Genomic DNA, 21,955 nt, shown 5'->3' on the forward strand with positions numbered 1-21,955 from the left:
TGAACCCCCAAGTATTTTTTATCGCGATGTCGCGAGTCCGCGCGGTGTCCGCGCCGTCCCCGGCCCACTGCGACCTGATTATTTAAGTAAAATGACAAAGGGGTCATGCGCCAGCCCCCCGGCGCAGCTAGTTTTGCCGCGTTGCAAAAAAGCATCACCGGGTCCGAAACGAACCCGCGTCTTCAGATCGCTCCCGCAACCAGCGCCGCCCAGCCGGCCTCGTCGATCACTTCGACACCAAGATCGCTCGCTTTCTTGAGCTTCGATCCCGCGCCCGGCCCGGCCACGACCAGATCCGTCTTGGCGGAAACCGACCCCGCCACGCGCGCGCCGAGCGACTCGGCCTGCGCCTTGGCTTCGTCGCGGCTCATCGTCTCGAGCGTGCCGGTGAAGACGATCGTCTTGCCGGTGACCGGCGACTCGCGGGTATCCTGGGCGAACGCCGGCGGCGTTACCTCGCCGAGCAGATCGCTCCACACCGTCCGGTTGTGCGGTTCGTGGAAGAAGTCGGCGAGCGCGTTGCCGACGGCGGCGCCGACATTCTCGATGCCGATATGCTCGGCGACCGCTTTGTCGACGCGGTTGCGAAATTTGCGCGGCTCCTCCGCCAGCGCCGGGGTCATGCCGTCGCGCAGTGCGATCACCGCGTCGGCGAGCGCCTGAACCTCGGGCAGCGTACGGTAGCGCCGCAACAGGTCGCGCGCGGTGACGATGCCGATGTGGCGAATGCCAAGCCCGAACAGCAGCCGTACCGGATCGGGCGTGCGCTTCGCCTCGATCGCGTCGAGCAGGTTCTCGACCGATTTGTCCTTCCACCCCTCGCGCCCGATCAGGTCGTCGCGGTGTTGGGCGAGCCGGAAGATATCGGCGGGTTCGGTGATCCAGCCCAGCGCGATGAACTCCTCAAGCGTCTTCTCGCCAAGCCCCTCGATATCGAGCGCCCCGCGCGAGACGAAGTGCTTGAGCCGTTCGAGCCGCTGCGCCGGGCAGATCAGTCCGCCAGTGCAGCGGATGTCGATCTCCTCATCCTCGCGCACCGCCTCGGACTGGCAGATCGGGCAATGCGTCGGGAACGGCCAGCTCCCGCGCGATTCGTCGCGCGAGAGGTTCTCGACGATCTGCGGGATCACATCGCCGGCGCGCTGCAACACCACGCGGTCGCCCGGCCACACGTTCAGCCGCGCGATCTCGTCGGCATTGTGCAAAGTCGCGTTGGTGACGACGACACCGCCGACGGTAACCGGGGTGAGCCGCGCGACGGGGGTGAGCTTGCCGGTGCGGCCGACCTGGATGTCGATCCGCTCCAGCGTGGTCTGCGCCTGCTGCGCGGGGAATTTGTGCGCCAGCCCCCAGCGCGGCGCGCGACCGACGAAACCCAGTCGCTGCTGCCAGTCGAGCCGGTCGACCTTGTAGACCACCCCGTCGATATCGAACGACAGGTCGGCGCGCTCGGTCTCGATCGCCTTGTAGGTGGCGAGTGCGTCCTCCAGCGGGCCGCCGGGGCGGAACGCGGCGGCAACGGGAAAGCCCCAGTCGCGGATCGCCGCGATCACCGCGCTTTGCGTCTCGCCCGGCAGGTCCGACGTCTCGCCCCAACCCCAGGCGAAGAACCGCAACGGACGCTGCGCGGTGATCGCGGCGTCCTTCTGGCGGAGCGATCCGGCGGCGGCATTGCGCGGGTTGGCGAATTGCCGCGCGTCCTTGCCGGCCGCTTCCGCCTCGGCGAGCAGCCGCGCGTTCAACGCGGCGAAATCGCCCTTCGCCATATACACTTCGCCGCGCACCTCGAACACGTCGGGCGCGCCGTCGGGCAGGGCATCGGGAATGTCGGCGATGGTGCGGACATTGGCGGTGACGTCCTCGCCGATGTGCCCGTCGCCGCGCGTCAGCGCACGGACCAGCCGGCGCTGCTCGTAGCGGATCGAGCAGGACAGGCCATCGATCTTGGGTTCGGCGGTGAGCGCGATTCGCTCGTCGTCGGCGAGCTTGAGATAGCGCCGCACGCGACCGAGGAAGTCCGCCACCTCCTCATCGCTGAAGGCATTGTCGAGGCTGAACATCGGCCGCGCATGCGCGACCTTGGCGAGATGCCCGGACGGTGCCGCACCGACCTGAACAGAGGGCGAATCGGCGCGGACGAGCTGCGGGAAAGCCGCTTCGATCGCGGCGTTGCGGCGCACCAGTGCGTCATAGTCGGCGTCCGAAATCTCGGGCGCGTCCTCGGTATGATAGCGGCGATTGTGATGCGCGATCTCGGCGGCAAGCGCGGCGAGGTCTGCGGCGGCGGCGTCTTCGGTCTCGGGCAGCGGTGTCGACATCGCGACGGGCTAGACGAGAGCGGGGCCGGGGATCAAGCGCGACATCGTTCGTGCGGGGTTCGTCCCAGGCGCAGCGGTTCACACCACGCCCGGTACGAGCGGAACGGTTCAGACAGCCATCATGCTCACGCTGAGCTTGGCTTCTTCGTTGACCGAGCGGCGCTGTTCGGTCTTCTCGGCGCGGACCGCCATTTCGTCCCACGCCTTGGCGGCGCGTAGCCAGCGGTCGCGGACATTGTCGAGGGTTGCGGACGCGGCATCGGCGTGCGCCTGGCGCGCGCGATCCTGGTAGAAAAGAACAGTGGTGCTCATCGCGTATCTCCGCAAGGAAGGGAAGGCGGGCGGCGCGAGGAGGATTCCCCGTGCCACCCGATCCGTTTACGCTGCGCTCAGATTGACCGCGGACGTTTTGCCGCGACGATCCTGCTCCAGTTCGTAATTCACGCGCTGCTCGCGATCGAGCGTGCGCATGCCAGCGGCTTCCACCGCGCTGATGTGGACGAAGGCGTCGTTGCCGCCGTCTTCCGGCGCGATGAAGCCATAGCCCTTGTCGGCGTTGAAGAATTTCACGGTGCCAATCGGCATGGGTATTTCCTTAGCGTAGCGGCACCGGGCGTTGGCGCGGTGCCGGTTGGGGCCGAGATCAGAGACGCAGACACCGTCCGGCCCCGGCCGGCGTCTACGAGGGGCTGCGCTCAGCCGATGGCCAAGCGCGCTGGCACAGCGACGGCCAAAAGGCAGTCGCGTGGCGTCGGGATGTGTGAAAGGAGAGCCAAAGCACACGTCCGTCGCCAACAAGCGGGAGCGCGGGAGTCTCTCAGTCCGACGATGCTTGAGGGCCAGGTCGCGGGATACCGATGGTGTAGCACAGCCTGCGCCGCGTGTCGCCCGCTAATCCTGACTCGGGCTCGCACCGCCGTTTTACTATGCTGCGGCGATGCTGATCCTGCTCCTTGCGCTGGCCCAGGCGCCGGCGATCGACGACACGCCGCCGATCGGCACGACCCCGTCATCGTCACCCCGGCCTTGTGCCGGGGTCCACCCCGCAGCACGCGGTGCCGCAGATGGTTGAGCGCATACCATGCGTCTATTTGCTCGCGAGCGGTTTCAACGGACGGCTTTATGTCGGCGTGACATCGAACTTGCCCGGCCGCGTCGCGCAGCGCCGGCACCTTCGACGGTCACACGCGCAAATATGGCATTCGCCGCCTCGTCTATTTTGAAGTTGCCGAGACGATGGACGCCGCGATCGCACGCGAAAAGCAGTTGAAGCGCTATCGGCGTGACTGGAAGCGCAACCTGATCGAGCGCGAGAACCCGGCGTGGAACGATCTTGCGGTGGGGTTGGGGCTTGCGCGGCTGGCGTCACCACCCAGTCCTGCGGTGGACCCCGGCACAAGGCCGGGGTGACGGAACGGGATCACCCCGTTACGCCGTCTCCAGCAACCGCTCCGCCTGCGCGCGCGCCTCGGGGGTGATCGTCGCGCCCGACAGCATCCGCGCGATCTCCTCGCGCCGCTCGCCCGCGTCGAGCTGGCGGACGCCGGTGCGCGTGACCAGACCGTCATGGCTCTTGGCGATCAGCAAATGCTGGCGCCCGCGCGCGGCGACCTGCGGGCTGTGTGTCACCACCAGCACTTGCGTGCGCTCCGCCAGCCGCGCGAGCCGCTCGCCGATCGCGCTGGCGACGGCGCCGCCGACGCCACGGTCGATCTCGTCGAACACCATCGTCGCGGCGCCACCCTCCTCGGCGAGCGCGACCTTCAGCGCGAGGATGAAGCGCGACAATTCGCCGCCCGAGGCGATCTTGACCAGCGGCGCGAACGGCGCGCCCGGATTGGTCGAAATCTCGAACTCGACGCGGTCCTTGCCGCTCGGGCTCCATTGCGCGGGCGACAGCGGCGCGACCACGGTGCGGAACCGCGCCGCGTCGAGCTTGAGCGGCGCGAGTTCGGCCTTCACCGCCGCGTCGAGTCGCGTAGCCGCAGCGGTGCGCGCCGTGGTCAGCGTGGCGGCGGCGGCATCATAGGCGGCAGCGGTCTGCGCCACCGCGCGCTCCAGCGCAGCCAGTCCGGCGCCACCGCTCTCCAGCAGGTCGAGCCGCGCCCCCAGCTCTTCGGTCAGTTCGGCAAGCGCATCGGGCTGGACACGGTGTTTGCGCGCCAGCGCGCGCAGATCGAACAGCCGCGTCTCATCGGCCTCCAGTTGCGCCGGATCGAACGCCAGCGCCCGCGCGGCGGTATCGATGCCGTCCTGCGCCGCGTCGGCCTCGCTGATCGCACGGTCGATCGCCTCCAGCGCCTCGGCGAGCGCCTCGTGATCCTCGGTTAGCCGCTCGAGGATGCGCGCCGCTTGCCGCAGCCGCGCCAGCCCGCCGTCCGATCCTTCGAGCAGATCGGCCACCGCCTGCAGATCGCCAGCGATCTTTTCGCCGCGCTGCATCCCGGCGCGCCGCGTTGCCAGTTCCTCCTCCTCGCCCGGCTCGGGGGCGAAGCCGCGCAGCTCGGCGACGGCATGTTCGAGCCATTCGCGGTCGCGCTCCTGCGTGTCGAGATCGGCGCGCGCCACCGCCAGCGCGTCCTCGGCGGCGCGCCAGGCGCGGTGCGCGCGCGTGGCCGCGCCGGTATCGATCCGCGCGAAACTGTCGAGCAACGCGCGGTGTCCGCTCGCCGCGAGCAGCCCGCGATCGTCATGCTGGCCGTGGATCTCGACGAGGTGCGCGCCCAGTTCGCGCAGCAGCGCGGCCGGCGCCGCCGATCCGTTGACGAGCGCGCGGCTGCCGCCATCGGCCTTGACGATGCGGCGCACGATCAGCGGCTCGCCGGCTTCGAGATCGAAGCCGTTTTCGGCGAGCAGCGCCGCGATCGCGCCATCCGCGTGCGGCGTATCGAACACGGCGGTGACGACCGCCTGCGCTGCACCCTGCCGCACCAGCCCCGAATCGCCCCGCGCGCCGAGCGCCAGCCCAAGCGAATCGAGCAGGATCGACTTGCCCGCCCCGGTCTCGCCGGTCAGCACGCCCAACCCTTCGTGGAAATCGAGGTCGAGCGCCTCGATCAGCACCACATCGCGAATCGAAAGCGAGGTCAGCATGTCAGCGCCTCCGGCCTGACGATCAGGCCTTTTTCGCGGCCAGCTTGACCGGATGATCCTGCATCAGCTTGTACGCGCGGGCATACCAGGGCGTGCCCGGATAGTTCGCGCCGAGCACCGCCGCCGCCTTCTCCGCCTCTTCGCGCACGCCGAGCGCGAGATAGCATTCGGTCAGCCGCATCAGCGCCTCGGGCGCGTGCGTGGTGGTCTGATACTCGTCGATCACGGTGCGGAAACGCATCGATGCCGCCAGCCACTGGCCGCGCCGCTCGTAGAACCGGCCGATTTCCATTTCCTTGCCGCCAAGGTGATCGCGGACGAGATCAACCTTCAGCCGCGCGTCGGAGGCGTATTTGCTGGTAGGATAGCGCCGCATCAACTCGCCCAGCGCGTCGAGCGCCTGCTGGGTGATCTTCTGGTCGCGGGTTGCGTCGCTGATCTGCTCGTAATAGCCGAGCGCGATCAGATAATAGGCATAAGGCGCGTCGCGGTTGCCGGGGTGGACCGACAGGAAGCGCTGCGCCGCCTGGATCGAGCTGGTGTAATCGTGCGCGAGATAATAGCTGAACGAGCTCATCAACTGCGCGCGCCGCGCCCAGATCGAATAGGGATGCTGACGCTCGACCTCATCAAACAGCGCCGCCGCGAGCTTGTACTGGCCCATGTCGAGCCGCTTGCGCGCCGCCGTATAGAGCGTACCGACATCGCGCGCGACATAGGGGATATCGGCCTTGGCCTTGCCGCGCGAAGCGCAGCCGGCGACAGGAAGCGCCGAAGCGGCGATGAGCGCGAGCGCGATCGAGCGGGACATTGGGATACGCATCGCCAGCACCCTTAGCCGAACGCCTGAGCCACGAACAATCCCCTTCGAAAAAAGCCGTATCGCCGCCACGTTTCCGCCACGGATGGCGCCGGATCGGGAAGGATTGCCAAGGGATCGGATGACAGACCCGGCGCGTTCGGGCTAGATCGTTACGCAAATGCAGCGGAGATTCGAATGACGGCCACTCTTCTGGCAACCAAGCGCGTGGAAAAGCCCTGGGGCCGGCATGATCTGTGGCCGGGTTTCCCCGATCCGGCGGCGGAGTCGCCCGCGATCGGCGAAGTGTGGTTCCAGACCCCGCACGCCGGCGAACCCGAACTCCTCATCAAATATCTGTTCACCAGCGATCGCCTGTCGGTGCAGGTCCACCCCGATGACGCGGCGGCGCGCGCGGCGGGCTATCCGCGCGGCAAGGACGAGGCATGGCTGATCCTCGCCGCCGAGCCGACCTCGACGATCGCGATCGGCACGCTCGCGCCGATGACCCGCGACGAACTGCGTGCCGCCTCGCTCGACGGGTCGATCGAGCATCTGCTCGACTGGAAGCCGGTCAAGGCTGGCGACTTTTATTATTCGAAGGCTGGCACGGTGCATGCCATCGGTGCCGGGCTGACCGTGATCGAAATCCAGCAGAACGTCGATCTCACCTACCGCCTGTACGATTACGGCAGCGATCGGGAATTGCATCTCGACGCGGGCGTTGCGGCTTCGGACCCAGAGCCGTTCGTGCCACTGCCCACCCCCGCGCCCGACGGCCGCGATCACACGGTTTTGGCGGAAGGCCCCAAATTCGTGATCGAACGCTTCGCCGGCGGCGCCCGCGACATCACGCTGCCCGAGGGCGTGACCGGCTGGTTCGTCCCCGTCACCGGATCGGGCGTGGCGGACGGCGTCGCCTGGAAAGCCGGCGAATGCCTGACGCTGACCGGGGTGTGCCACATCGACGCGGCGGCGGGCAGCGACGTGCTGTTCGCCTATCCGGGTGACAAGCGCATCTGATCGCCGGGAATCGTATTCCCAACCGTTCGCCCTGAGCGTGTCGAAGCCTGTCCTGAGCGGCTGGCTTCGACGGACTCAGTAAGAACGGCGCAACGTGCCTTCCGAGATCAGCCCCACGAGATCCACCGCATCGGGAGTATCGTCCGACTGATGACGGCCGCCCCGCCCGCATCCTGCTCGGGCGGATAGCGAATGCGTTGCCGATCTCGGAGGCCTTCGCATCAAGCGCGGCGTTCACCTCGCTCTCGACGCCCGCAAGGCCGAGGGATCGACCTTGCGCACCGCCGTTGCCAATTCGTTGGCGGAGAAGAGAGCGCGAGTTTGGCGGAAATCCCCCGAGGAACGCGCGGGGAAAAGGCGGTAGCTCGGGCCATGAACGACCCCGTCCAGGCCATTTGCCAATCCTAGCTACTCTAGACGCCAGCGGCTTCGGTTCGATTTGGTTCGCGTTAATGTTGGTCGCGCAAATCTGCTCGGCTGGCTAGACGGGCCGTGGCGGTCGCTCTCTGTCTGTCACGGGGAGCAAAACCTACCGCCCAAAAGGAGGTGATTAACATAACAATCGACATTGCAACTTTGATTGTCAGCCTATGCTTGCTGACGATCGCTTTCGCCGCTTTGGTGGTGCAGATCATTGAAGCGGCTCGCCGGAAGTAAGCCGCAAGGCTCACTCTAGCGGAGGGGGTCGGGCCTGCCAGCTTGGCCCCCTTTACGATTTGGCCCCGACCGCTGCCACGGCCGGGGCCATCGTTCGGGAAGATGATCACACACCTAACCGACATTGCGACTAACGATATAACTCGTGGACGTAAAAACTTCAACTAACTCGTGGAACGATAGACGGACCAAAAGCCAGACCAACACTCGCGCCACAATGCCGGATTTAAGTGCCGGAAAAGTGATGCAGCGCAGTCTTAACCTTCACCCGCTAAGCCCGGCACTATGCTCCGCGTGTTGACCCTCGCCACCCTGTTCCCGCATGCCGCCGCGCCCAATCTCGGCGTGTTCGTCGAGCGGCAGACGCTTGGCCTTGCCGCGCACCGCGATATCGATTTGCGCGTTGTAGCCCCGGTCGGGCTGCCGCCGTGGCCGCTGTCGCGGCACGGCCATTACGCCCCGCTCGCACGCCTGCCGACGCGTGAACCGTGGAAGGGCCTCGACGTGCGGCGTCCGCGCTTCCTCACGCTGCCCGGAACAGCGGGCCGCTTCCATGTGCCCGCGCTGGTCCGCGCGCTCGCGCCGCTGCTCGCCGACATCCGCCGCGATTTCCCGTTCGACGTGATCGACGCGGAGTTCTTCTTCCCCGACGGCCCCGCGGCAGTCGCGCTCGGCAAGGCGCTGGGCGTGCCGGTCTCGATCAAGGCGCGCGGCGCCGATATCCACCATTGGGGCACCGCGCCCGCCACCGCCGCACAGGTGATCGCCGCCGGGCGGCAGGCGGACGGAGTGCTCGCGGTCTCGCAAGCGATGCGCGCCGACATGACCGCGCTCGGCATCCCCGCTGAGACGATCCGCGTCCACCATACCGGCGTCGATCTCGACCGCTTCGCGCCGCGCGACCGTACGGGAGCGAAAGCTAAGTTCGGCGTTACCGGGCCGCTGGTCGTCTCGGTCGGCGCGCTCATCCCACGCAAGGGGCATGACGTGGTGATCGACGCGGTCGCCGCGATACCCGGCGCCTCGCTGCTGATCGCCGGGGCAGGGGCGGCGCGGCCTACGTTGGAGGCGAAGATCGCCGCGCTCGGCATCGGCGACCGTGTGCGCCTGCTCGGCGCGCTGCCCCACGCCGATCTGCCCGCGCTGATCGCCGCCGCCGACGTGATGGCGCTCGCCTCCGCGTCGGAAGGGCTGGCGAACGCATGGGTCGAGGCGCTGGCGTGCGGCACGCCGATCGTCATCACCGATGCCGGCGGCGCGCGCGAAGTGGTGACCGATGTCGCTTACGGGCGCGTCGTCGCCCGCGAGGCGAACGCGTTCACGCGAGCGATCGGGGAGGTCCTCGCCGCCCCGCCGATGCAAGAGGCTGTTCGCAAGGGCGCGGAGCGGTTCACATGGAGCGCGAATACCGATGCGCTGTACGCGCACCTACGAAATTTGGTCTCAGCCTAAACCAACCCGCGTGGGGTTAGCTCAAAGGGTACAACGCTGCCGCGATCCAGCGCCCCTCGCCGCGCAGCACCGCCCAGGCACGCGCCGCCGCACGGCTGTCCATCGCCTCGATGCCGTACCCCAGCGCCTCGACCGCCCGCACAAACGCGACCGGGGGGCGCACCAAAGTCGCGCCCGTACCGAGCAGCAAAAACTCCGGCTTGGGATCGAGCGCGAGCAACGGCGCCACCGCGTCCACCGTCAGCGCGTCGAGCGCGGGCGGTTCCCAGCCATCGGCGCGCTCGGGCGTGAGCAGCAGCGCGCGGTACACGCCATCATCGACCTTGAAGCCGCCGAGCGAAAAGGCCGAGACGATCGGCCCGTCGCTGTTCTGCTCCCTGTCCATCCTCATAAGGCGTCCATACGCACGGCGGATCAGCGCTTCTTGGGCGGCATGCCTTCGCTCGGCACCGCCTTGGTCGTGGTATCGCTCTTGGTCGGGTCGGGGCGCAGGCCCAGCGAGATCAGCAGCGAGGACGACACGTAGATCGACGAATAGGTGCCGACCACGATGCCGAGGATCATCGCCGCAGTGAAGCCTTGCAGCACATGCCCACCGAAGATCAGCAGCGCGACCAGCGCGATCAGGATCGTCAGCGAGGTCATCACCGTGCGCGGCAGCGTCTCGTTGACCGAGAGGTCGACGATCTGCGGCATGTCCATCTTGCGATAGCGGCGCATGTTCTCGCGGATGCGATCGTCGATGACGATCTTGTCGTTGATCGAATAGCCGATGATGGTCAGCACCGCCGCGACGATGTTGAGGTCGAACTCCAATTGCGTCAGCGCGAAGAAGCCCAAGGTCATCAGCACGTCATGGACGATGGCGACCACGGTCGAGACGCCGAACTGCCATTCGAAGCGGAAGATCGCGAACAGGCCGATGCCGAACACCGCCAGCACCACCGCGAGCGCACCCTTCCAGATCAGCTCGTTCGAGACCTTGCCCGAAACCGCGTCCTGCTTGGAAAATTTGGCGTCGGGGAACTTGGCGTTGATCGCCGCCTGGACCTTCTGGACGACCGCGTCGGTCGCGCCCTTGTCGGTGCTCTTGGGCGGCGGCAAGCGGATCGACACCGTCTTGGGATCGCCGAACTGCTGGAGCCGCACTTCGCCCAGGCCGAGATTGTCGATCGTCGAGCGCAGCGAATCGAGATGCGGCGGCGTCGCGAACTTCTCCTCGATCATCAAACCGCCGACGAAATCGACGCCGAGATTGAGCCCGCGCGCGACGGTCAGCCCGATCGCGGCGATCGACAGCAGCATCGTCAACCCGAACGCCCACGCGCGCAGCGAGACGAAGGGCAGGTTGGTGTTGTCGGGAACGAGTTTCAGCAGGCGCATACGGGTCTCGTCACCCCAGCGAAAGCTGGGGTCTTTTCGGGGAGGGCGTTACGCGCGCCACAGGGAGACCCCAGCTTTCGCTGGGGTGACGGTATCGGTCTCATATATTCATATCCGTAGGCCGCGCGCGGCGGATCCACGTCACCACCAGCATCCGCGTGAACACGACGGCGGTGAACACCGAGGTGCCGATGCCGATCAGCAGCACGATCGCGAAGCCGCGGATCGGGCCGGAGCCCATCAGCAGCATGATGATCGCCGAAATGGCATGCGTCACGTTCGCCTCGAAGATCGTGCGGCTGGCTTCCTTATACCCCAGCTCGACCGACTGGAGTACGCTGCGCCCGCGCCGCCGCTCTTCGCGGATACGTTCGTTGATCAGCACGTTGGCGTCGACCGCAGTGCCGACCGTCAGCACGAAGCCGGCGATGCCCGGCAACGTCAGCGTCGAGTTGAGCAGCGCCAGCACACCGACGATCACCACGACGTTGATGATGACCGCAAGGTTCGCATAGAAGCCGAACCGACCGTAGGTGACGAACATGAAGATCATCACCGCGATCACCGCGATCGTGCAGGCGAGCACGCCGGCATGGATCGAATCGGCGCCGAGATCGGGGCCGACGGTGCGCTCCTCGACCACCTTGAGCGGGATGGTCAGCTTGCCCGAGCGCAGCGCGATGGCGAGCTGGTTGGCGCTCGCGACGGTGAAACGCCCCTCGATATAGCCGCTGCCGCCGAGAATCTCGGTGTTGATCGACGGCGCCGAGATGACCTTGTCATCGAGGATCACCGCGAAACGCTTGCCGATATTGGTCTGCGTGATCCGCGCGAACTTCTTGCCGCCTTCGCTGTTGAAGGTGAAGTTGACGATCGGCGAATTGTCGTCCTGCTTGAACCCCTGCGACGCGGTGACGAGCTGGTCGCCGGTCAGGATCGCCTGACGCTTGACCATGATCGTCGCGCCCGGCCCGCCCTCGACATAGGGCAATATCTGGTCGCCCAGCGGCACGATGCCCTTGGCGGCCTGCGCAGGATCGACCGGCGTCTCGTCGACCATCTTGAATTCGAGCTTGGCGGTCTGGCCCAGCAGTTCTTTCAGCGCCTGCGGGTTCTGCAGCCCCGGCACCTGCACGACGATGCGATCGTTGCCCTGGCGGACGATCGTCGGCTCCTTGGTGCCGAGTTCGTCGATGCGCTTGCGCACGACTTCGGTCGCGTCGCCCATTGCCTGGTTGAGCGTCTGGTCGAAGCCGGCCTGAGTCGGCGTCATCACCACGCGCGACGAATCGACGACGTTCAGATCCCAGTCGCGCTGGCCGGTCAGCCCGGCGCCAGCGGTCAGCTTGTTGAGCCGCTCACGCGCCGCATCCACCTTGGTGACGTCGCGCAGCATGAAGCTGATCTTGCCGTTGTCGGTGGCGATGTCGCCGATGTCGATCGCGGGTGCGCGCGACATCTCGCTCTGGATCTGGTCGCGCATCGTGCCGATGCGCGTCTTCGCGAGATCGGCGGTGTCCGCCTCGAGCAGCAGATAGCTGCCCCCGGCGAGATCGAGACCGAGGTTGACGCGCGGATGGGGAATCCAGCCCCACGCCTTGGTCTGGTCTTCGGGGAAGAAGCTCGGGATCGCCAGCGCCATCAGGCAGGCGAGCAACCCCAGGATCGAGGCGATCTTCCAGCGCGGGAAATCGAGCATCGGATCAGTCGTTCGCGGGCTTGGCGAGCGGGTTGGTCACTTCCGTCAGCGTCGCCTTGACGACGCGGATGCGGACGTTGGGAGCGACCTCAACCTCGACATACTGATCCTCGACCTTGGTCACCTTGCCGAGCACGCCGCCGGCGGTGACGACCGAATCGCCCTTCTTGACGCCGTTGATCTTGGCCTGCTGCGCCTTGATGCGCTGTTGCTGCGGGCGCAGCAGCAGGAAATAGCCGACCACGGCGATCGCGATATACGGGAAGAACAGCAGGAACATCGACGCCACACTACCGTTACCGCCGACGGCGGATGCGGAGGTGGCGGAAGCGGCAAGGGCTGAGGTGGCGAACATGGCGTCCTGAACAAAAGCTGCCGGCAAAGCACCGGGCGCGGAGGCGGCAGCCGCCCCGCTTACAAGCGGCGCGCGCTACCATCATCGCGAGGACCACGCAACAATCCGCTGCGCGCGAGTGGGGGCGGCGGAGGCAATGCCGATCCCGCTTGCATCCCGCGAGCCTTCCGCCTACACGCGCCTCCCTCGGTCGGGGCGTAGCGCAGCCTGGTAGCGCATCACACTGGGGGTGTGGGGGTCGCAGGTTCGAATCCTGTCGCCCCGACCAGAGAACACCAAGTATGAATGCGTTTGAACTCGCCGTTGGTGCCGAGGCCTCGCGTCAGCCTCGGTGAGTGGCACACTAGCATTAGTGGTTAACGCGTGACTCCCAGATCGGCGCGCATGGCTCGCTTCATGTCGGCATCCGCCGTTTCGCGTCCCAATCGATCTTCGTTGGTGGAGACAATTCGGCGTAACCATTCGGCAGCAGATGATTTGCGAGATCGCGTACGCCACGAATTTCAGAGCTCGTTCTTGTCGCTTTTAGTTGACGGCCGACGTCTTGTCGCATAAAGGCGACAAGTGGCCTATCGAGTCAAACAGACCGAAGACTTCGAGCAGTGGCTTGATGGCATCACCGACCGGATCGCCCAGAAGGCGATCGTCCGGCGGATCGTTCGGGTTGAGGGTGGTCTGTTCGGCGACGTAAAGTCGCTCGGAGACGGTGTGTCGGAGATGCGGATCGACGTGGGTCAAGGCTACCGCGTCTATTATGCCGTCATCGGCAACGCCGTTGTGTTTCTGCTGTACGGTGGAACGAAATCCACCCAGCGGCGCGATATCGCCAAGGCGAAGGAGATGGCCGACGATATCGAATGATCCGCCTCCACAACACATCCGGTAATATTGGTTCATATAAGGGCAATCCTATGAACACGCGTATCAAAGACTTCGACGCGTCGAAGTACCTCGCCACCACTGAGGATCACGCCGAGCTTCTGAGCGACGCGCTTGAAACCAAGCACGCCGGCTACATCGCCGCCGCGCTCGGCACCGTCGCGAAATCTCGGGGCATTGCCCAGCTTGCCGCCGAAACCGGCCTGAGCCGGCAAGCGCTGCACAAAGCGCTCAGCGAGAACGGCAATCCCACGCTCGATACCATCCTGCGGGTAGTGGATGCGCTCGGCCTGCAACTTGCCGCCAAGCCACAAGAGGTTGAGCACGCCTGAATTTTCGTAGCGGGGCGCTTCATGCCCCGCGCGCCGTCAGTCGCGGCAAAGCCGCGCCTTGTGGCGCGCTTTGTCGCGCTGGCCGATCTTGCAGGCGTGCGCATCAGCTTCGCTGATGCGTCTCGCCGGCGGCGATGGTGGGCGATGACGGGCTCGAACCGCCGACATTCTCGGTGTAAACGAGACGCTCTACCAACTGAGCTAATCGCCCCTCTCGGGAGCGAGCGTCTTTAGCGAAAATCGTCGGGCCTGCAAGACCACGCTGTCGCGTCCCGGTAGCTCCGCCGCCGCGCATGCGGAAAGAATCGTCACGATTGCATCTTTCGCACTTGTCAGCCATTGCCACCGCACTATCTGCACATGCAGATATTTCGGAGGCAGGTTTTGGCACGGCTCACCATAGAGGATTGCGCGACGCAGCGCTCGCCCGGGCGGATGCTTCGGCGGCTCGAACAGCACGTCAAGACGCTGCTCGAACGGCGCTTCGCGGCGGAGGACATCACCGTCACGCAGTGGATTGCGCTCAAGGTCGTGCGCGACGGGGCGATCTCGAACCCCGGCGAGCTGGCGCGCGAGCTCAACATCACCAGCGGCGCGACCACGCGGCTGATCGACACGCTTGAGGAACGCGGGCTGATGCTGCGCGATCGCAGCGCCGAGGACCGCCGTGTCGTCGGCCTCAAGGTGAGCGCGGCGGGCGAGGCCAAGATCGATGCGATCGCGCCGATCGTGGTGTCGGGCTGGAACACTCTGATTGCTGACTTCAATGATGACGAGGTCACGCAATTCTCGGCGATGCTCGCGCGGTTGCTGGTCGCCGCCGAACGGATGCTCGATGAGGACCACGCCGGTTTCGTCGTGGAGGCAGGCGAATGAGCCGGCGTCACATCAAACGCGGCATCGCGGCGGCGACCGCGCTGCTGCTCGCCGGCTGCGCGAGCGTGCCGCACGATGCCCCGCAGGTCGCACAGCTCAAGCCGGCCGCGCTCGGCCTCGGCGATACCGCGCCAGCGGTGTCCGATCGCTGGTGGGACTCGTTCGGCGATCCACAGCTCGGCCGGCTGGTCGAGCTTGCGCTCGCCGACAATCCCAACCTCGCCGGTGCGCTCGCCCGCGTCCGCACGGCACAGGCGGCGATCGATGTGCAGCACGCTGGCCAATTGCCGCAGGTCACCGGCGACGCCGGGCTTCAGGCCGAGCGGTTCAGCGAACATTACATCATCCCGCCACCCTATGGCGGGCGAGTCTATTCGGTGCCGTCGCTCGCCGCGAACCTGTCGTGGGATCTCGACCTGTTCGGCCGCCAGCGCGCGCTCGTCGCACAGGCGCGCTCGAGCGAACGCGCCGCCGAGCTCGATGCGGCGGCGGCGCGGCTGATGATCGCGACCGCGGTCGCGCAGAGCTACGCCAGTCTCGTCCAGGCCGACCGGCAGGCCGAGATCGCCGACCGTTTCGTCACCACCCGCCAACAAGCGCTCGGCTACGTCCAGTCGCGGATCAAGCACAAGCTCGCCAGCGAGTTCGAGGCGCGCACCGCCGAAACCCTGCTCGCCGAGGCGCGGCAGGCGAAGGTCCGCAGCCTTCAGCAGCATGATCTCGCGGTCCACGCGCTCGCCGCTCTGGTCGGTCGCGGCGCCGATTTCTATCCGCTGATCGCGGCGCCGACGCTCGCGCTCGATCATCCGCCCGCAGTGCCGGCGCTGCTCCCCGCCGATCTGCTCGGCCGCCGTCCCGATCTGCTCGCCGGACAGGCGCGGATCGACGCGGCGGTGTCGGGCCGGGCGGTCGCGCGCGCGGATTTCATGCCCAACGTCAACATCTCGGCGCTCGCCAGCCTGGCCGCACTCGGGCTTGGCCAGTTCTTCACCGCCGGCTCGGCGCAGGTGTCGGGCGGCGCGGCGATCCATTTGCCGATCTTCGAGGGCGGCCGGCTGCGCGCGCAATATCGCGGCGCCGGCGCTGATCTCGACAAGGCGGTGGCCGATTACAACGCCAGCGTCATCACCGCGGTACGCGACTCGGCCGATGCCATCACCAACGTCCGCGCCGCCGATGCTGATCTCGTCGAGCAGGACAAGGTCGTCGCCGGACTTCGCGACACCGTGCGGCTCGATGCGGTGCGGACCTCGACCGGGCTCGGCTCGCGGCTCGACGCGGTCGATTCGGGCTTCCGCCTGCTCGAAGCCGAGCAGAGCCGGATCGACGCACAGGCCAACGCCATCACCCAACGAATCAAACTCATCGCCGCGCTGGGTGGGGGCTTCGATCCCCGCGTCGCGGTAGCCGCTAACACCAAGGGGTCGGGACTATGACCGAATACTCGACGCGCATCGACCGCGATACCGCACGCGACGACGGGGACGACACGCCCGCCGCGCCCGTCACCACGGCAGCGCCGCCCCAGTCGCAGCCGGCGTCCGCGCCCGCGCCCGAACCGCCGACGGCCAAGTCGCGCACCCGCCGGATCGCCTTCCTGATCTTCGGCGCGGTGCTGCTGATCGCCGCGATCCTCTATGCGATCCGCGTCTTCACCGCGCCGCCCACCGAGGCGACCGATGATGCCTATGTCGGCGGCAACGTGGTGAGCGTCACCGCACGCGACGGCGGCACCGTGCTCGCGATCCACGCCGACAACACCCAGGCGGTCAAACGCGGCCAGCCGCTGATCGATCTCGACCCCGCCACCACCGATGTCTCGCTGCAAGCCGCCGAGGCCGCGCTCGGCCAGGCGGTGCGCGGCGTGCGCTCGGACACCGCTTCGGTGGACGAGGCCAGCGCGGAAATCGCGCAGGCCCGCGCCGATCTCGCCAAGACGCGCAGCGATCTCGCTCGCCGCAAGGGCGCCGCCGCCGATGGCGCAGTCTCGGGCGAGGAGGTCAGCCACGCCGCCGACGCCGTCACCACCGCCAATGCAGCCCTCAACCTCGCGCTCGCCAAGCGCGCGCAGGCGGCGAGCGCGGTGGCCGGCACCAGCGTCTACACCAACCCGCGCGTGCTCGCCGCGATCGCCAACGTGCGGCAGGCGGCGATCAACTCCAGCCACATGCGGATCGTCGCGCCGATGGACGGCGTCGTCGCGCAGCGCACCGTCCAGCTCGGCCAGCGCGTCGCCGCCGGCACGCCGCTGATGGCGGTGGTGCCGCTCGACAGCCTGTGGATCGACGCCAACTTCCGCGAGACCCAGCTCGAAAAAATCCGCGTCGGCCAGCCGGTGACGATCACCGCCGACGTCTATGGCAGCAAGCTCGCCTTCCACGGCCATGTGCTCGGCCTCGGCGCGGGCAGCGGCAGCGCCTTCTCGCTGCTGCCTGCGCAGAACGCCTCGGGCAACTGGATCAAGATTGTCCAGCGCGTGCCGGTCCGCATCGCGCTCGATCCCCGCGAACTGCGCGCGCATCCCTTGCGCGTCGGCCTCTCGGCGAACGTCACGGTCGACACCGCCGACCAGTCCAAGCCGCTCGTCGCGATGAGCTCGCCCCCGGCTGGCGGCACGCAAGCAAGCCTCGACGGCGGCCCCGCGATCGACACCCGCATTCGCCAGATCATCAACCAGAATCTGGGCCGCGCGCGGTGAGCGGCCAGCCCGGAGCGGCCGCCGGGCCGCCGCCGCTCGCGGGGCTGGCCCTCGCGGTCACCGCGCTCGCGCTCGCGCTCGGCACCTTCATGCAGGTGCTCGACGGCACCATCGCCAACGTCTCGCTGCCGACGATCGCAGGCAGCCTCGGCGTCAGTTCGGACAACGGCACCTGGGTCATCACCTCGTTCGCGGTGGCGAACGGCGTGACGGTGCCGCTGACCGGCTGGTTCATGCAGCGCTTCGGCGTGGTCAAGACCTTCACCGCCTCGGTGTTCGCCTTCACGGTCGCCTCGTTGCTGTGCGGCCTCGCGTGGGATCTGCCCTCGCTGATTGTCTTCCGCATCCTCCAGGGCGGCGTGTCCGGCCCGATGATTCCGGGCAGCCAGGCGCTGCTCATCGCGATCTTCCCGGCGCACAAGCGCGGCACCGCGCTCAGCATCTGGTCGATGACGACACTCGCCGCGCCGGTGTTCGGCCCGGTGCTCGGCGGCTACATCTCCGATAACTACCATTGGAGCTGGATCTTCCTCATCAACGTGCCGATCGGCATCGTGGCGGGCTTCATCAGTTGGCAGTCGCTCAAGTCGCGCGAGACGCCGACGCGGAAGGTGCGGATCGACACGGTCGGCCTGATCCTGCTCGCCTTCTGGGTGTTCAGCCTCCAGACAATGCTCGATCTCGGCAAGGATCGCGACTGGTTCAACAACCCGCTGATCGTTGTGCTGGCGGTGTGTGCGGTGGTCGGCTTCGTCGCGTGGATCATCTGGGAGCTGACCGACGGCCAGCCCGCGGTCGATCTCACCCTGTTCAAGCGCCGTAACTTTGCGCTCGGCACGCTCGCGATCTGCCTCGGCTATGCGGTGCTGTTCGCCAACAACCTGCTGCTGCCGTTGTGGCTGCAGGAGCAGATGGGCTATACCGCGACCTGGGCCGGCTTTGTCGCCGCGCCGGCCGGGATCATGGCGGTGGTGATGACGCCGATCATCCAGCGGCTCAGGATCGATGTGCGCTGGATCGCGTCGTTCGCGTTCGTCTGCTACGCGGTCTCGTTCTTCATGCGCTCCTGGTACACGCCCGATGCGAGCTTCCTCGTGCTCGCGGCGCCGCTGTTCTTGCAGGGCGTGGCGATGGCGGCGTTCTTCGTGCCGCTCATCACCATCATGCTCGACGGCGTACCCCCGGAAAAGGTGCCATCGGCATCGGGCATCTCCAATTTCGCGCGCATCACCGCCGGCAGTTTCGCGGCGTCGCTCACCACCACCTTCTGGGACCGGCGCGAAGCGCTCCACCAGACCCGGCTGACCGAGGCCGGCAGCGACTGGTCGCCGGTCTATCGCCAGACGCTCGACCAGCTTCAGGCGCTCGGGGCCAGTCCGGGGCAGGCGGTCGGCGTGGTGATGCGGCAGATCGTCGGCCAGGCCTATCTGCTGTCGTCACTCGAAATCTTCTGGATGTGCGGCTGGATCTCGATCGTGCTGATCGGCGTGGTGTGGATGGCGAAGCGCCCGGCGCCGGCCAATCATGGGCCGGTGGCGGATTGAGGCAACCTACCCGTTCGTCCCGAGCGAAGTCGAGGGACAGGCCCCAAGCGCAGGTGCCTCGACTTCGCTCGGCACGAACGGGTTTGTTTTACCGAAAGCTTTACCTCGCAGTGCGCCCCCCCTCACTCCGGCCTGACCGGCGGGTTCCCCGGCAGCCGCAACACCCCGATCAGCCCGCCGGTGATCGTCCCAAGCCCAAACGCCTCGATCTTGCCGATCACATGTTCGCTCACCACGCCGGCGACGATCGCCACCGTGAAGATCACCGCCAGCGCGGCGAGTGTGGCGAGATAGGCGATCAGTTGCTCCCGCTGGTTCATCCTGTCCTCCTCATTGCCCGGCAAGCGGCTGCATCAGCGTGGCTACGTTGATCCCCGCCGCCGCCAGGATCGCGCCGCGCGTGCCGGGGTGAACACCGTTCCAGCCGGGCGCGTCGGTGATCCGGTAGGTGCTGGTCGCATCGGGCAATGTCGTCCACGGATCGGCGATCAGCAGTTGAGTCGCGCTGTTGCCGCCGATGCCGCGAAACTGCCCCGCGCCGGTGCCCGACACGATCTGCAGCTCAGCGCCGCGATACCCGCCCGCCGTCCACGCCTTGCTGCTATCGTTGAAGGTGTTGCCGGTGTTGCTGCCCGAAGACGTGCCAGTCGCATAGGTGACGGTGGCGGGCGGCGAAAAGCCGCCGTCGCGCGTCGGCACGCCGCCCGCATTCACCTCAAGCCCGGCGCACGGATCGGCGACGCGCGCCACGCCGGCATTGGCGACGCCCGCCACCTGCGCGTTCGCCTGCGCGACGAACCCCGCCGCCGAAGGATCGCGAAGCCACTGGTTGAACAGCACGCGCCCCGCCTCATAGGCATCCTTGCTCTGCCCGGCCATCGTCAGGAAACCATCGGAGGAGGTCGGCGCGGGCAGGATTGTCGCGGCGATGAACACCTGCCCCGGCGCGCCGCCGCCGCGCGGCATCATGAACGCCTTGGCCGCCTGCAACCGCACCGCCTTCATCGCCGCGACCGCCTGCGCGGGCGTCAGCCCGAGCACCCCGACGTCATAGCTCAAATCGTTGCGGCCATAAGCCCAAAGCACATGCGTGGCATAACCTGACGCCTCGAACCGCGACGCGAAATTCCACACCTGCACCGCATCCATCTCGCGTTCGCCGGACAGCGCGAGCAGCATGTGCGGATAGGGCGCGAACGCGCGCAGCGCCCAGCCGCCGGTGAAATAGCCGTAGCCCGCGTCATCGACCTTGGCGACGATACTGTCCCCCGCGATCGCGATCGACGGCGCGACCGATCCGTCCGCGCAGATGCCGAGCACCGCCAGCGCCGACCAGCCGGCGGCGAATTGTGGTGCGCCCACGCTCACGTCGCCGCCGGCAGTGTCGAACGCGCGCTCCACCCCCGAATTGACCGTCGATCCCTCGCCGCTGTCGCTGCCGAACCCGGTCGTGCCGCCGCGCAGCGACACCGTGCTGAAATATTGCTGCCCCGCCGCCGTCTGCGTGATCGCGGAGCGCTCGTAAAAGGCGGCGCCCGGCGCGACCGACGCCGACACGGGATCGGACAGCAGCAGATTGGGAAAGGCATAAGCCGCGCTCGACGGCGTCAGCGTCGCGGTCGGCTGTCCATTCCAGCGCACTGGCGAGCGCGGCTGTTGCTGGTCGGTCTTGGTGCCGGCGAACTCGAACGCGCTGTGGATCGTGATCGGATAGGGGTTCTGCCGCTCCTTGGGGGCGGACGGGCTGCCCGCCGAACTGGTGTTCGCCCAGCCGTAATTGCCTGCCAGCAGGCGCAAGCCCGTCGCGGTGCAGCCGGCGAGGTTGCGGTGAAGCACGCGCACCGTGTTGAACGTGCCGGCGGTCAGCGTCGCGGCGAGGCCATACCATTGCTCGGCGCCCGAGATCACCGACAGACGCGGCACGCGCGCGGCGGCGGCGGTGTTCGCCCGCAGCGCGAGGCCACGCGCGGCGGGATCGCTTTCGGCCACAGCCGGCGTGGCGATGAGCAACGCGACGAGCGCGAGGATGTGCCGCGCGCTCATTGCGCCACCACATAGCTGAGCGTGCCGGCGGTGACGCTGCACAGCAGATAGACTTGCGTGCCGGCGATGGTCTCGGACGTGATCGCGCTGTTGACCGGCGCGCTATACGGCCCGCCGATCGCGATATCGAAGATCGTCAGCGGCAGCTTGGTGACGCCGCCGTCGATGCTGTCGCGGATCTGGCACGAGAACACGGCATTGTCCGCGCTCCACAATTTGAGGCCGATGTCGCGCCCGAGTTGCGGCACCATCGGCCCGATCGTCGCGGTCCCGCCCGCGAAGCTCGCCGCGCCCGAGGTCGGCGTCACCGCGCTGGCGGTGACGCTGCCCGCGAGCGGCGTCGAGATCGCCGCGCCGAGCGGACCCTGCGTGGTCGGCAACGGCGCGGTCGGGCTGATCGGCACACAACTGCTGTCGCTCTGCCGCACGCACGGCGCTTGCATCGGCGCATACCCGCCCGGCGCCTGAACCGACGCCGCACTCTGCGCGTGCGCAGGCGCGGCCAACAGCGCGACCGCTAAGAAGAGGTGTTTCATGCAGCGAATCCCCAATGGCCTGTGAAGCCCGGGTCGCTACCGCGAACGGCACGCTGTAGGACAGTGATTTAACCGATTTGGTTATATGGCCGGAAAGCGGCGCTCCCCGAACGCGTCGCGAGCGCGACTTTGGACGTTCTACTCCCCTCCCTGGAAGCAGGGCTATCGCATTTGAGCGAGGAGAGAAGAGAGATAGTCGTCGTGCCATCCGGCGTGTTTAAATTTTCTGCGGATGGAGAGTTTTCGGGTGTCGTGCTGGAGCAAATTG

At 67.2% G+C, this 21,955-nt stretch carries 20 protein-coding genes, 2 tRNA genes and 1 pseudogene; 10 read left to right on the plus strand and 13 right to left on the minus strand.

Translation table 11 applies throughout. The features are described from left to right. Positions 1 to 182: 182 nt before the first annotated feature. The 3 genes from ligA to EWE75_RS15520 all read right to left on the minus strand — a co-directional run bounded on the left by ligA (position 183) and on the right by EWE75_RS15520 (position 2,903). Entirely contained in the window at positions 183 to 2,318 is a 2,136-nt protein-coding gene (gene ligA / locus EWE75_RS15510; protein WP_130159017.1) for an NAD-dependent DNA ligase LigA, read from the minus strand. Positions 2,319 to 2,426: 108 nt separating this feature from the next. After that, positions 2,427 to 2,630 (minus strand): hypothetical protein, encoded by a 204-nt coding sequence (locus EWE75_RS15515; protein ID WP_130159018.1) that lies wholly within the window; start codon positions 2,628 to 2,630, stop codon positions 2,427 to 2,429. Between the two features lie 66 nt (positions 2,631 to 2,696). After that, complete coding sequence (locus EWE75_RS15520; RefSeq protein WP_069204309.1) at positions 2,697 to 2,903, minus strand: cold-shock protein; 207 nt, start codon at positions 2,901 to 2,903, stop codon at positions 2,697 to 2,699. 479 nt (positions 2,904 to 3,382) lie between these two features. Between EWE75_RS15520 and EWE75_RS15525 the strand changes: the two are divergent. Then, positions 3,383 to 3,728: pseudogene (locus tag EWE75_RS15525) on the plus strand (GIY-YIG nuclease family protein). An 18-nt stretch (positions 3,729 to 3,746) separates the two neighbouring features. Here EWE75_RS15525 and recN read toward each other — a convergent pair. After that, complete coding sequence (gene recN / locus EWE75_RS15530) at positions 3,747 to 5,411, minus strand: DNA repair protein RecN (protein ID WP_130159019.1); 1,665 nt, start codon at positions 5,409 to 5,411, stop codon at positions 3,747 to 3,749. Between the two features lie 22 nt (positions 5,412 to 5,433). Continuing rightward, positions 5,434 to 6,234 (minus strand): outer membrane protein assembly factor BamD, encoded by an 801-nt coding sequence (locus tag EWE75_RS15535; protein WP_130159020.1) that lies wholly within the window; start codon positions 6,232 to 6,234, stop codon positions 5,434 to 5,436. Positions 6,235 to 6,408: 174 nt separating this feature from the next. Here EWE75_RS15535 and EWE75_RS15540 point away from each other — a divergent pair, with 174 nt between their 5' ends. Both EWE75_RS15540 and EWE75_RS15545 read left to right on the plus strand, forming a co-directional pair. Beyond that, entirely contained in the window at positions 6,409 to 7,233 is an 825-nt protein-coding gene (locus EWE75_RS15540; RefSeq protein ID WP_130159021.1) for a class I mannose-6-phosphate isomerase, read from the plus strand. Between the two features lie 942 nt (positions 7,234 to 8,175). Then, positions 8,176 to 9,342, plus strand: coding sequence for a glycosyltransferase (locus EWE75_RS15545; RefSeq protein ID WP_130159022.1), 1,167 nt, complete (start codon positions 8,176 to 8,178; stop codon positions 9,340 to 9,342). Positions 9,343 to 9,358: 16 nt separating this feature from the next. Here EWE75_RS15545 and EWE75_RS15550 read toward each other — a convergent pair whose 3' ends face one another. The 4 genes from EWE75_RS15550 to yajC all read right to left on the minus strand — a co-directional run bounded on the left by EWE75_RS15550 (position 9,359) and on the right by yajC (position 12,779). Then, positions 9,359 to 9,733 carry an Mth938-like domain-containing protein gene (locus EWE75_RS15550; protein WP_130159023.1) on the minus strand — a complete coding sequence of 125 codons (375 nt, stop codon included), beginning with the start codon at positions 9,731 to 9,733 and terminating at the stop codon, positions 9,359 to 9,361. A gap of 23 nt (positions 9,734 to 9,756) precedes the next feature. Further along, positions 9,757 to 10,725: a protein translocase subunit SecF gene (secF, locus tag EWE75_RS15555; protein WP_130159024.1), complete on the minus strand. Its 969-nt coding sequence runs from the start codon at positions 10,723 to 10,725 to the stop codon at positions 9,757 to 9,759. 100 nt (positions 10,726 to 10,825) lie between these two features. Then, positions 10,826 to 12,424, minus strand: a complete 1,599-nt coding sequence (gene secD, locus EWE75_RS15560) for a protein translocase subunit SecD (protein ID WP_130159025.1) — start codon at positions 12,422 to 12,424, stop codon at positions 10,826 to 10,828. Between the two features lie 4 nt (positions 12,425 to 12,428). Continuing rightward, positions 12,429 to 12,779, minus strand: coding sequence for a preprotein translocase subunit YajC (yajC, locus tag EWE75_RS15565; RefSeq protein WP_130159026.1), 351 nt, complete (start codon positions 12,777 to 12,779; stop codon positions 12,429 to 12,431). Between the two features lie 191 nt (positions 12,780 to 12,970). Here yajC and EWE75_RS15570 point away from each other — a divergent pair. The 3 genes from EWE75_RS15570 (at position 12,971) to EWE75_RS15580 (ending at position 13,990) form a co-directional block, all read left to right on the plus strand. Continuing rightward, positions 12,971 to 13,047 (plus strand) — tRNA-Pro (locus EWE75_RS15570). Positions 13,048 to 13,343: 296 nt separating this feature from the next. Beyond that, positions 13,344 to 13,640, plus strand: coding sequence for a type II toxin-antitoxin system RelE/ParE family toxin (locus EWE75_RS15575; RefSeq protein WP_130159027.1), 297 nt, complete (start codon positions 13,344 to 13,346; stop codon positions 13,638 to 13,640). Positions 13,641 to 13,690: 50 nt separating this feature from the next. Continuing rightward, positions 13,691 to 13,990 carry an addiction module antidote protein gene (locus tag EWE75_RS15580; protein WP_130159028.1) on the plus strand — a complete coding sequence of 100 codons (300 nt, stop codon included), beginning with the start codon at positions 13,691 to 13,693 and terminating at the stop codon, positions 13,988 to 13,990. Between the two features lie 135 nt (positions 13,991 to 14,125). Here the strand turns inward: EWE75_RS15580 and EWE75_RS15585 are convergent. Next, positions 14,126 to 14,201 (minus strand) — tRNA-Val (locus EWE75_RS15585). 173 nt (positions 14,202 to 14,374) lie between these two features. On the opposite strand from EWE75_RS15585, the gene EWE75_RS15590 reads away from it, so the two are divergent. From EWE75_RS15590 to EWE75_RS15605, 4 genes are read left to right on the plus strand one after another with little or no spacing between them, the layout of a single operon-like run. Further along, positions 14,375 to 14,866 carry a MarR family winged helix-turn-helix transcriptional regulator gene (locus EWE75_RS15590; RefSeq protein WP_130159029.1) on the plus strand — a complete coding sequence of 164 codons (492 nt, stop codon included), beginning with the start codon at positions 14,375 to 14,377 and terminating at the stop codon, positions 14,864 to 14,866. Continuing rightward, positions 14,863 to 16,302, plus strand: coding sequence for an efflux transporter outer membrane subunit (locus tag EWE75_RS15595; RefSeq protein WP_130159030.1), 1,440 nt, complete (start codon positions 14,863 to 14,865; stop codon positions 16,300 to 16,302). The genes EWE75_RS15590 and EWE75_RS15595 overlap by 4 nt, the downstream gene beginning before the upstream one ends. Then, the gene (locus EWE75_RS15600; protein WP_130159031.1) at positions 16,299 to 17,564 is read left to right on the plus strand and encodes an HlyD/EmrA/EmrK family protein; all 1,266 of its coding nucleotides are present in this window, start codon (positions 16,299 to 16,301) and stop codon (positions 17,562 to 17,564) included. Before EWE75_RS15595 ends, EWE75_RS15600 begins: the two co-directional genes overlap by 4 nt. Further along, entirely contained in the window at positions 17,561 to 19,108 is a 1,548-nt protein-coding gene (locus tag EWE75_RS15605) for a DHA2 family efflux MFS transporter permease subunit (protein ID WP_130159032.1), read from the plus strand. Before EWE75_RS15600 ends, EWE75_RS15605 begins: the two co-directional genes overlap by 4 nt. Positions 19,109 to 19,230: 122 nt before the next feature. Here the strand turns inward: EWE75_RS15605 and EWE75_RS15610 are convergent, their stop codons facing one another. Genes EWE75_RS15610 through EWE75_RS15620 form a run of 3 tightly spaced genes read right to left on the minus strand, consistent with a single transcriptional unit; the run spans position 19,231 to position 21,687 of the window. Further along, a complete protein-coding gene (locus EWE75_RS15610) occupies positions 19,231 to 19,428 on the minus strand; it encodes a hypothetical protein (RefSeq protein ID WP_130159033.1) in 198 nt (65 codons plus the stop codon). Between the two features lie 10 nt (positions 19,429 to 19,438). Continuing rightward, positions 19,439 to 21,151 carry a hypothetical protein gene (locus tag EWE75_RS15615; RefSeq protein ID WP_130159034.1) on the minus strand — a complete coding sequence of 571 codons (1,713 nt, stop codon included), beginning with the start codon at positions 21,149 to 21,151 and terminating at the stop codon, positions 19,439 to 19,441. Continuing rightward, positions 21,148 to 21,687 carry a hypothetical protein gene (locus tag EWE75_RS15620; RefSeq protein WP_130159035.1) on the minus strand — a complete coding sequence of 180 codons (540 nt, stop codon included), beginning with the start codon at positions 21,685 to 21,687 and terminating at the stop codon, positions 21,148 to 21,150. Before EWE75_RS15620 ends, EWE75_RS15615 begins: the two co-directional genes overlap by 4 nt. Positions 21,688 to 21,955 lie beyond the last annotated feature (268 nt).

The organism is Sphingomonas populi (assembly GCF_004208535.1).
GTDB lineage: Bacteria > Pseudomonadota > Alphaproteobacteria > Sphingomonadales > Sphingomonadaceae > Sphingomonas > Sphingomonas populi.

Excerpts from the sequence above, each read along its gene's own strand:
- secD (WP_130159025.1), bottom strand. The coding sequence starts at position 12,424 with ATGCTCGATTTCCCGCGCTGGAAGATCGCCTCGATCCTGGGGTTGCTC.
- EWE75_RS15515 (WP_130159018.1), bottom strand. The coding sequence starts at position 2,630 with ATGAGCACCACTGTTCTTTTCTACCAGGATCGCGCGCGCCAGGCGCAC.
- EWE75_RS15595 (WP_130159030.1), top strand. The coding sequence starts at position 14,863 with ATGAGCCGGCGTCACATCAAACGCGGCATCGCGGCGGCGACCGCGCTG.
- EWE75_RS15620 (WP_130159035.1), bottom strand. The coding sequence starts at position 21,687 with ATGAAACACCTCTTCTTAGCGGTCGCGCTGTTGGCCGCGCCTGCGCAC.
- EWE75_RS15535 (WP_130159020.1), bottom strand. The coding sequence starts at position 6,234 with ATGCGTATCCCAATGTCCCGCTCGATCGCGCTCGCGCTCATCGCCGCT.
- secF (WP_130159024.1), bottom strand. The coding sequence starts at position 10,725 with ATGCGCCTGCTGAAACTCGTTCCCGACAACACCAACCTGCCCTTCGTC.
- EWE75_RS15615 (WP_130159034.1), bottom strand. The coding sequence starts at position 21,151 with ATGAGCGCGCGGCACATCCTCGCGCTCGTCGCGTTGCTCATCGCCACG.
- EWE75_RS15600 (WP_130159031.1), top strand. The coding sequence starts at position 16,299 with ATGACCGAATACTCGACGCGCATCGACCGCGATACCGCACGCGACGAC.
- EWE75_RS15545 (WP_130159022.1), top strand. The coding sequence starts at position 8,176 with ATGCTCCGCGTGTTGACCCTCGCCACCCTGTTCCCGCATGCCGCCGCG.
- EWE75_RS15610 (WP_130159033.1), bottom strand. The coding sequence starts at position 19,428 with ATGAACCAGCGGGAGCAACTGATCGCCTATCTCGCCACACTCGCCGCG.
- EWE75_RS15580 (WP_130159028.1), top strand. The coding sequence starts at position 13,691 with ATGAACACGCGTATCAAAGACTTCGACGCGTCGAAGTACCTCGCCACC.
- recN (WP_130159019.1), bottom strand. The coding sequence starts at position 5,411 with ATGCTGACCTCGCTTTCGATTCGCGATGTGGTGCTGATCGAGGCGCTC.
- EWE75_RS15550 (WP_130159023.1), bottom strand. The coding sequence starts at position 9,733 with ATGAGGATGGACAGGGAGCAGAACAGCGACGGGCCGATCGTCTCGGCC.
- ligA (WP_130159017.1), bottom strand. The coding sequence starts at position 2,318 with ATGTCGACACCGCTGCCCGAGACCGAAGACGCCGCCGCCGCAGACCTC.
- EWE75_RS15520 (WP_069204309.1), bottom strand. The coding sequence starts at position 2,903 with ATGCCGATTGGCACCGTGAAATTCTTCAACGCCGACAAGGGCTATGGC.
- yajC (WP_130159026.1), bottom strand. The coding sequence starts at position 12,779 with ATGTTCGCCACCTCAGCCCTTGCCGCTTCCGCCACCTCCGCATCCGCC.
- EWE75_RS15540 (WP_130159021.1), top strand. The coding sequence starts at position 6,409 with ATGACGGCCACTCTTCTGGCAACCAAGCGCGTGGAAAAGCCCTGGGGC.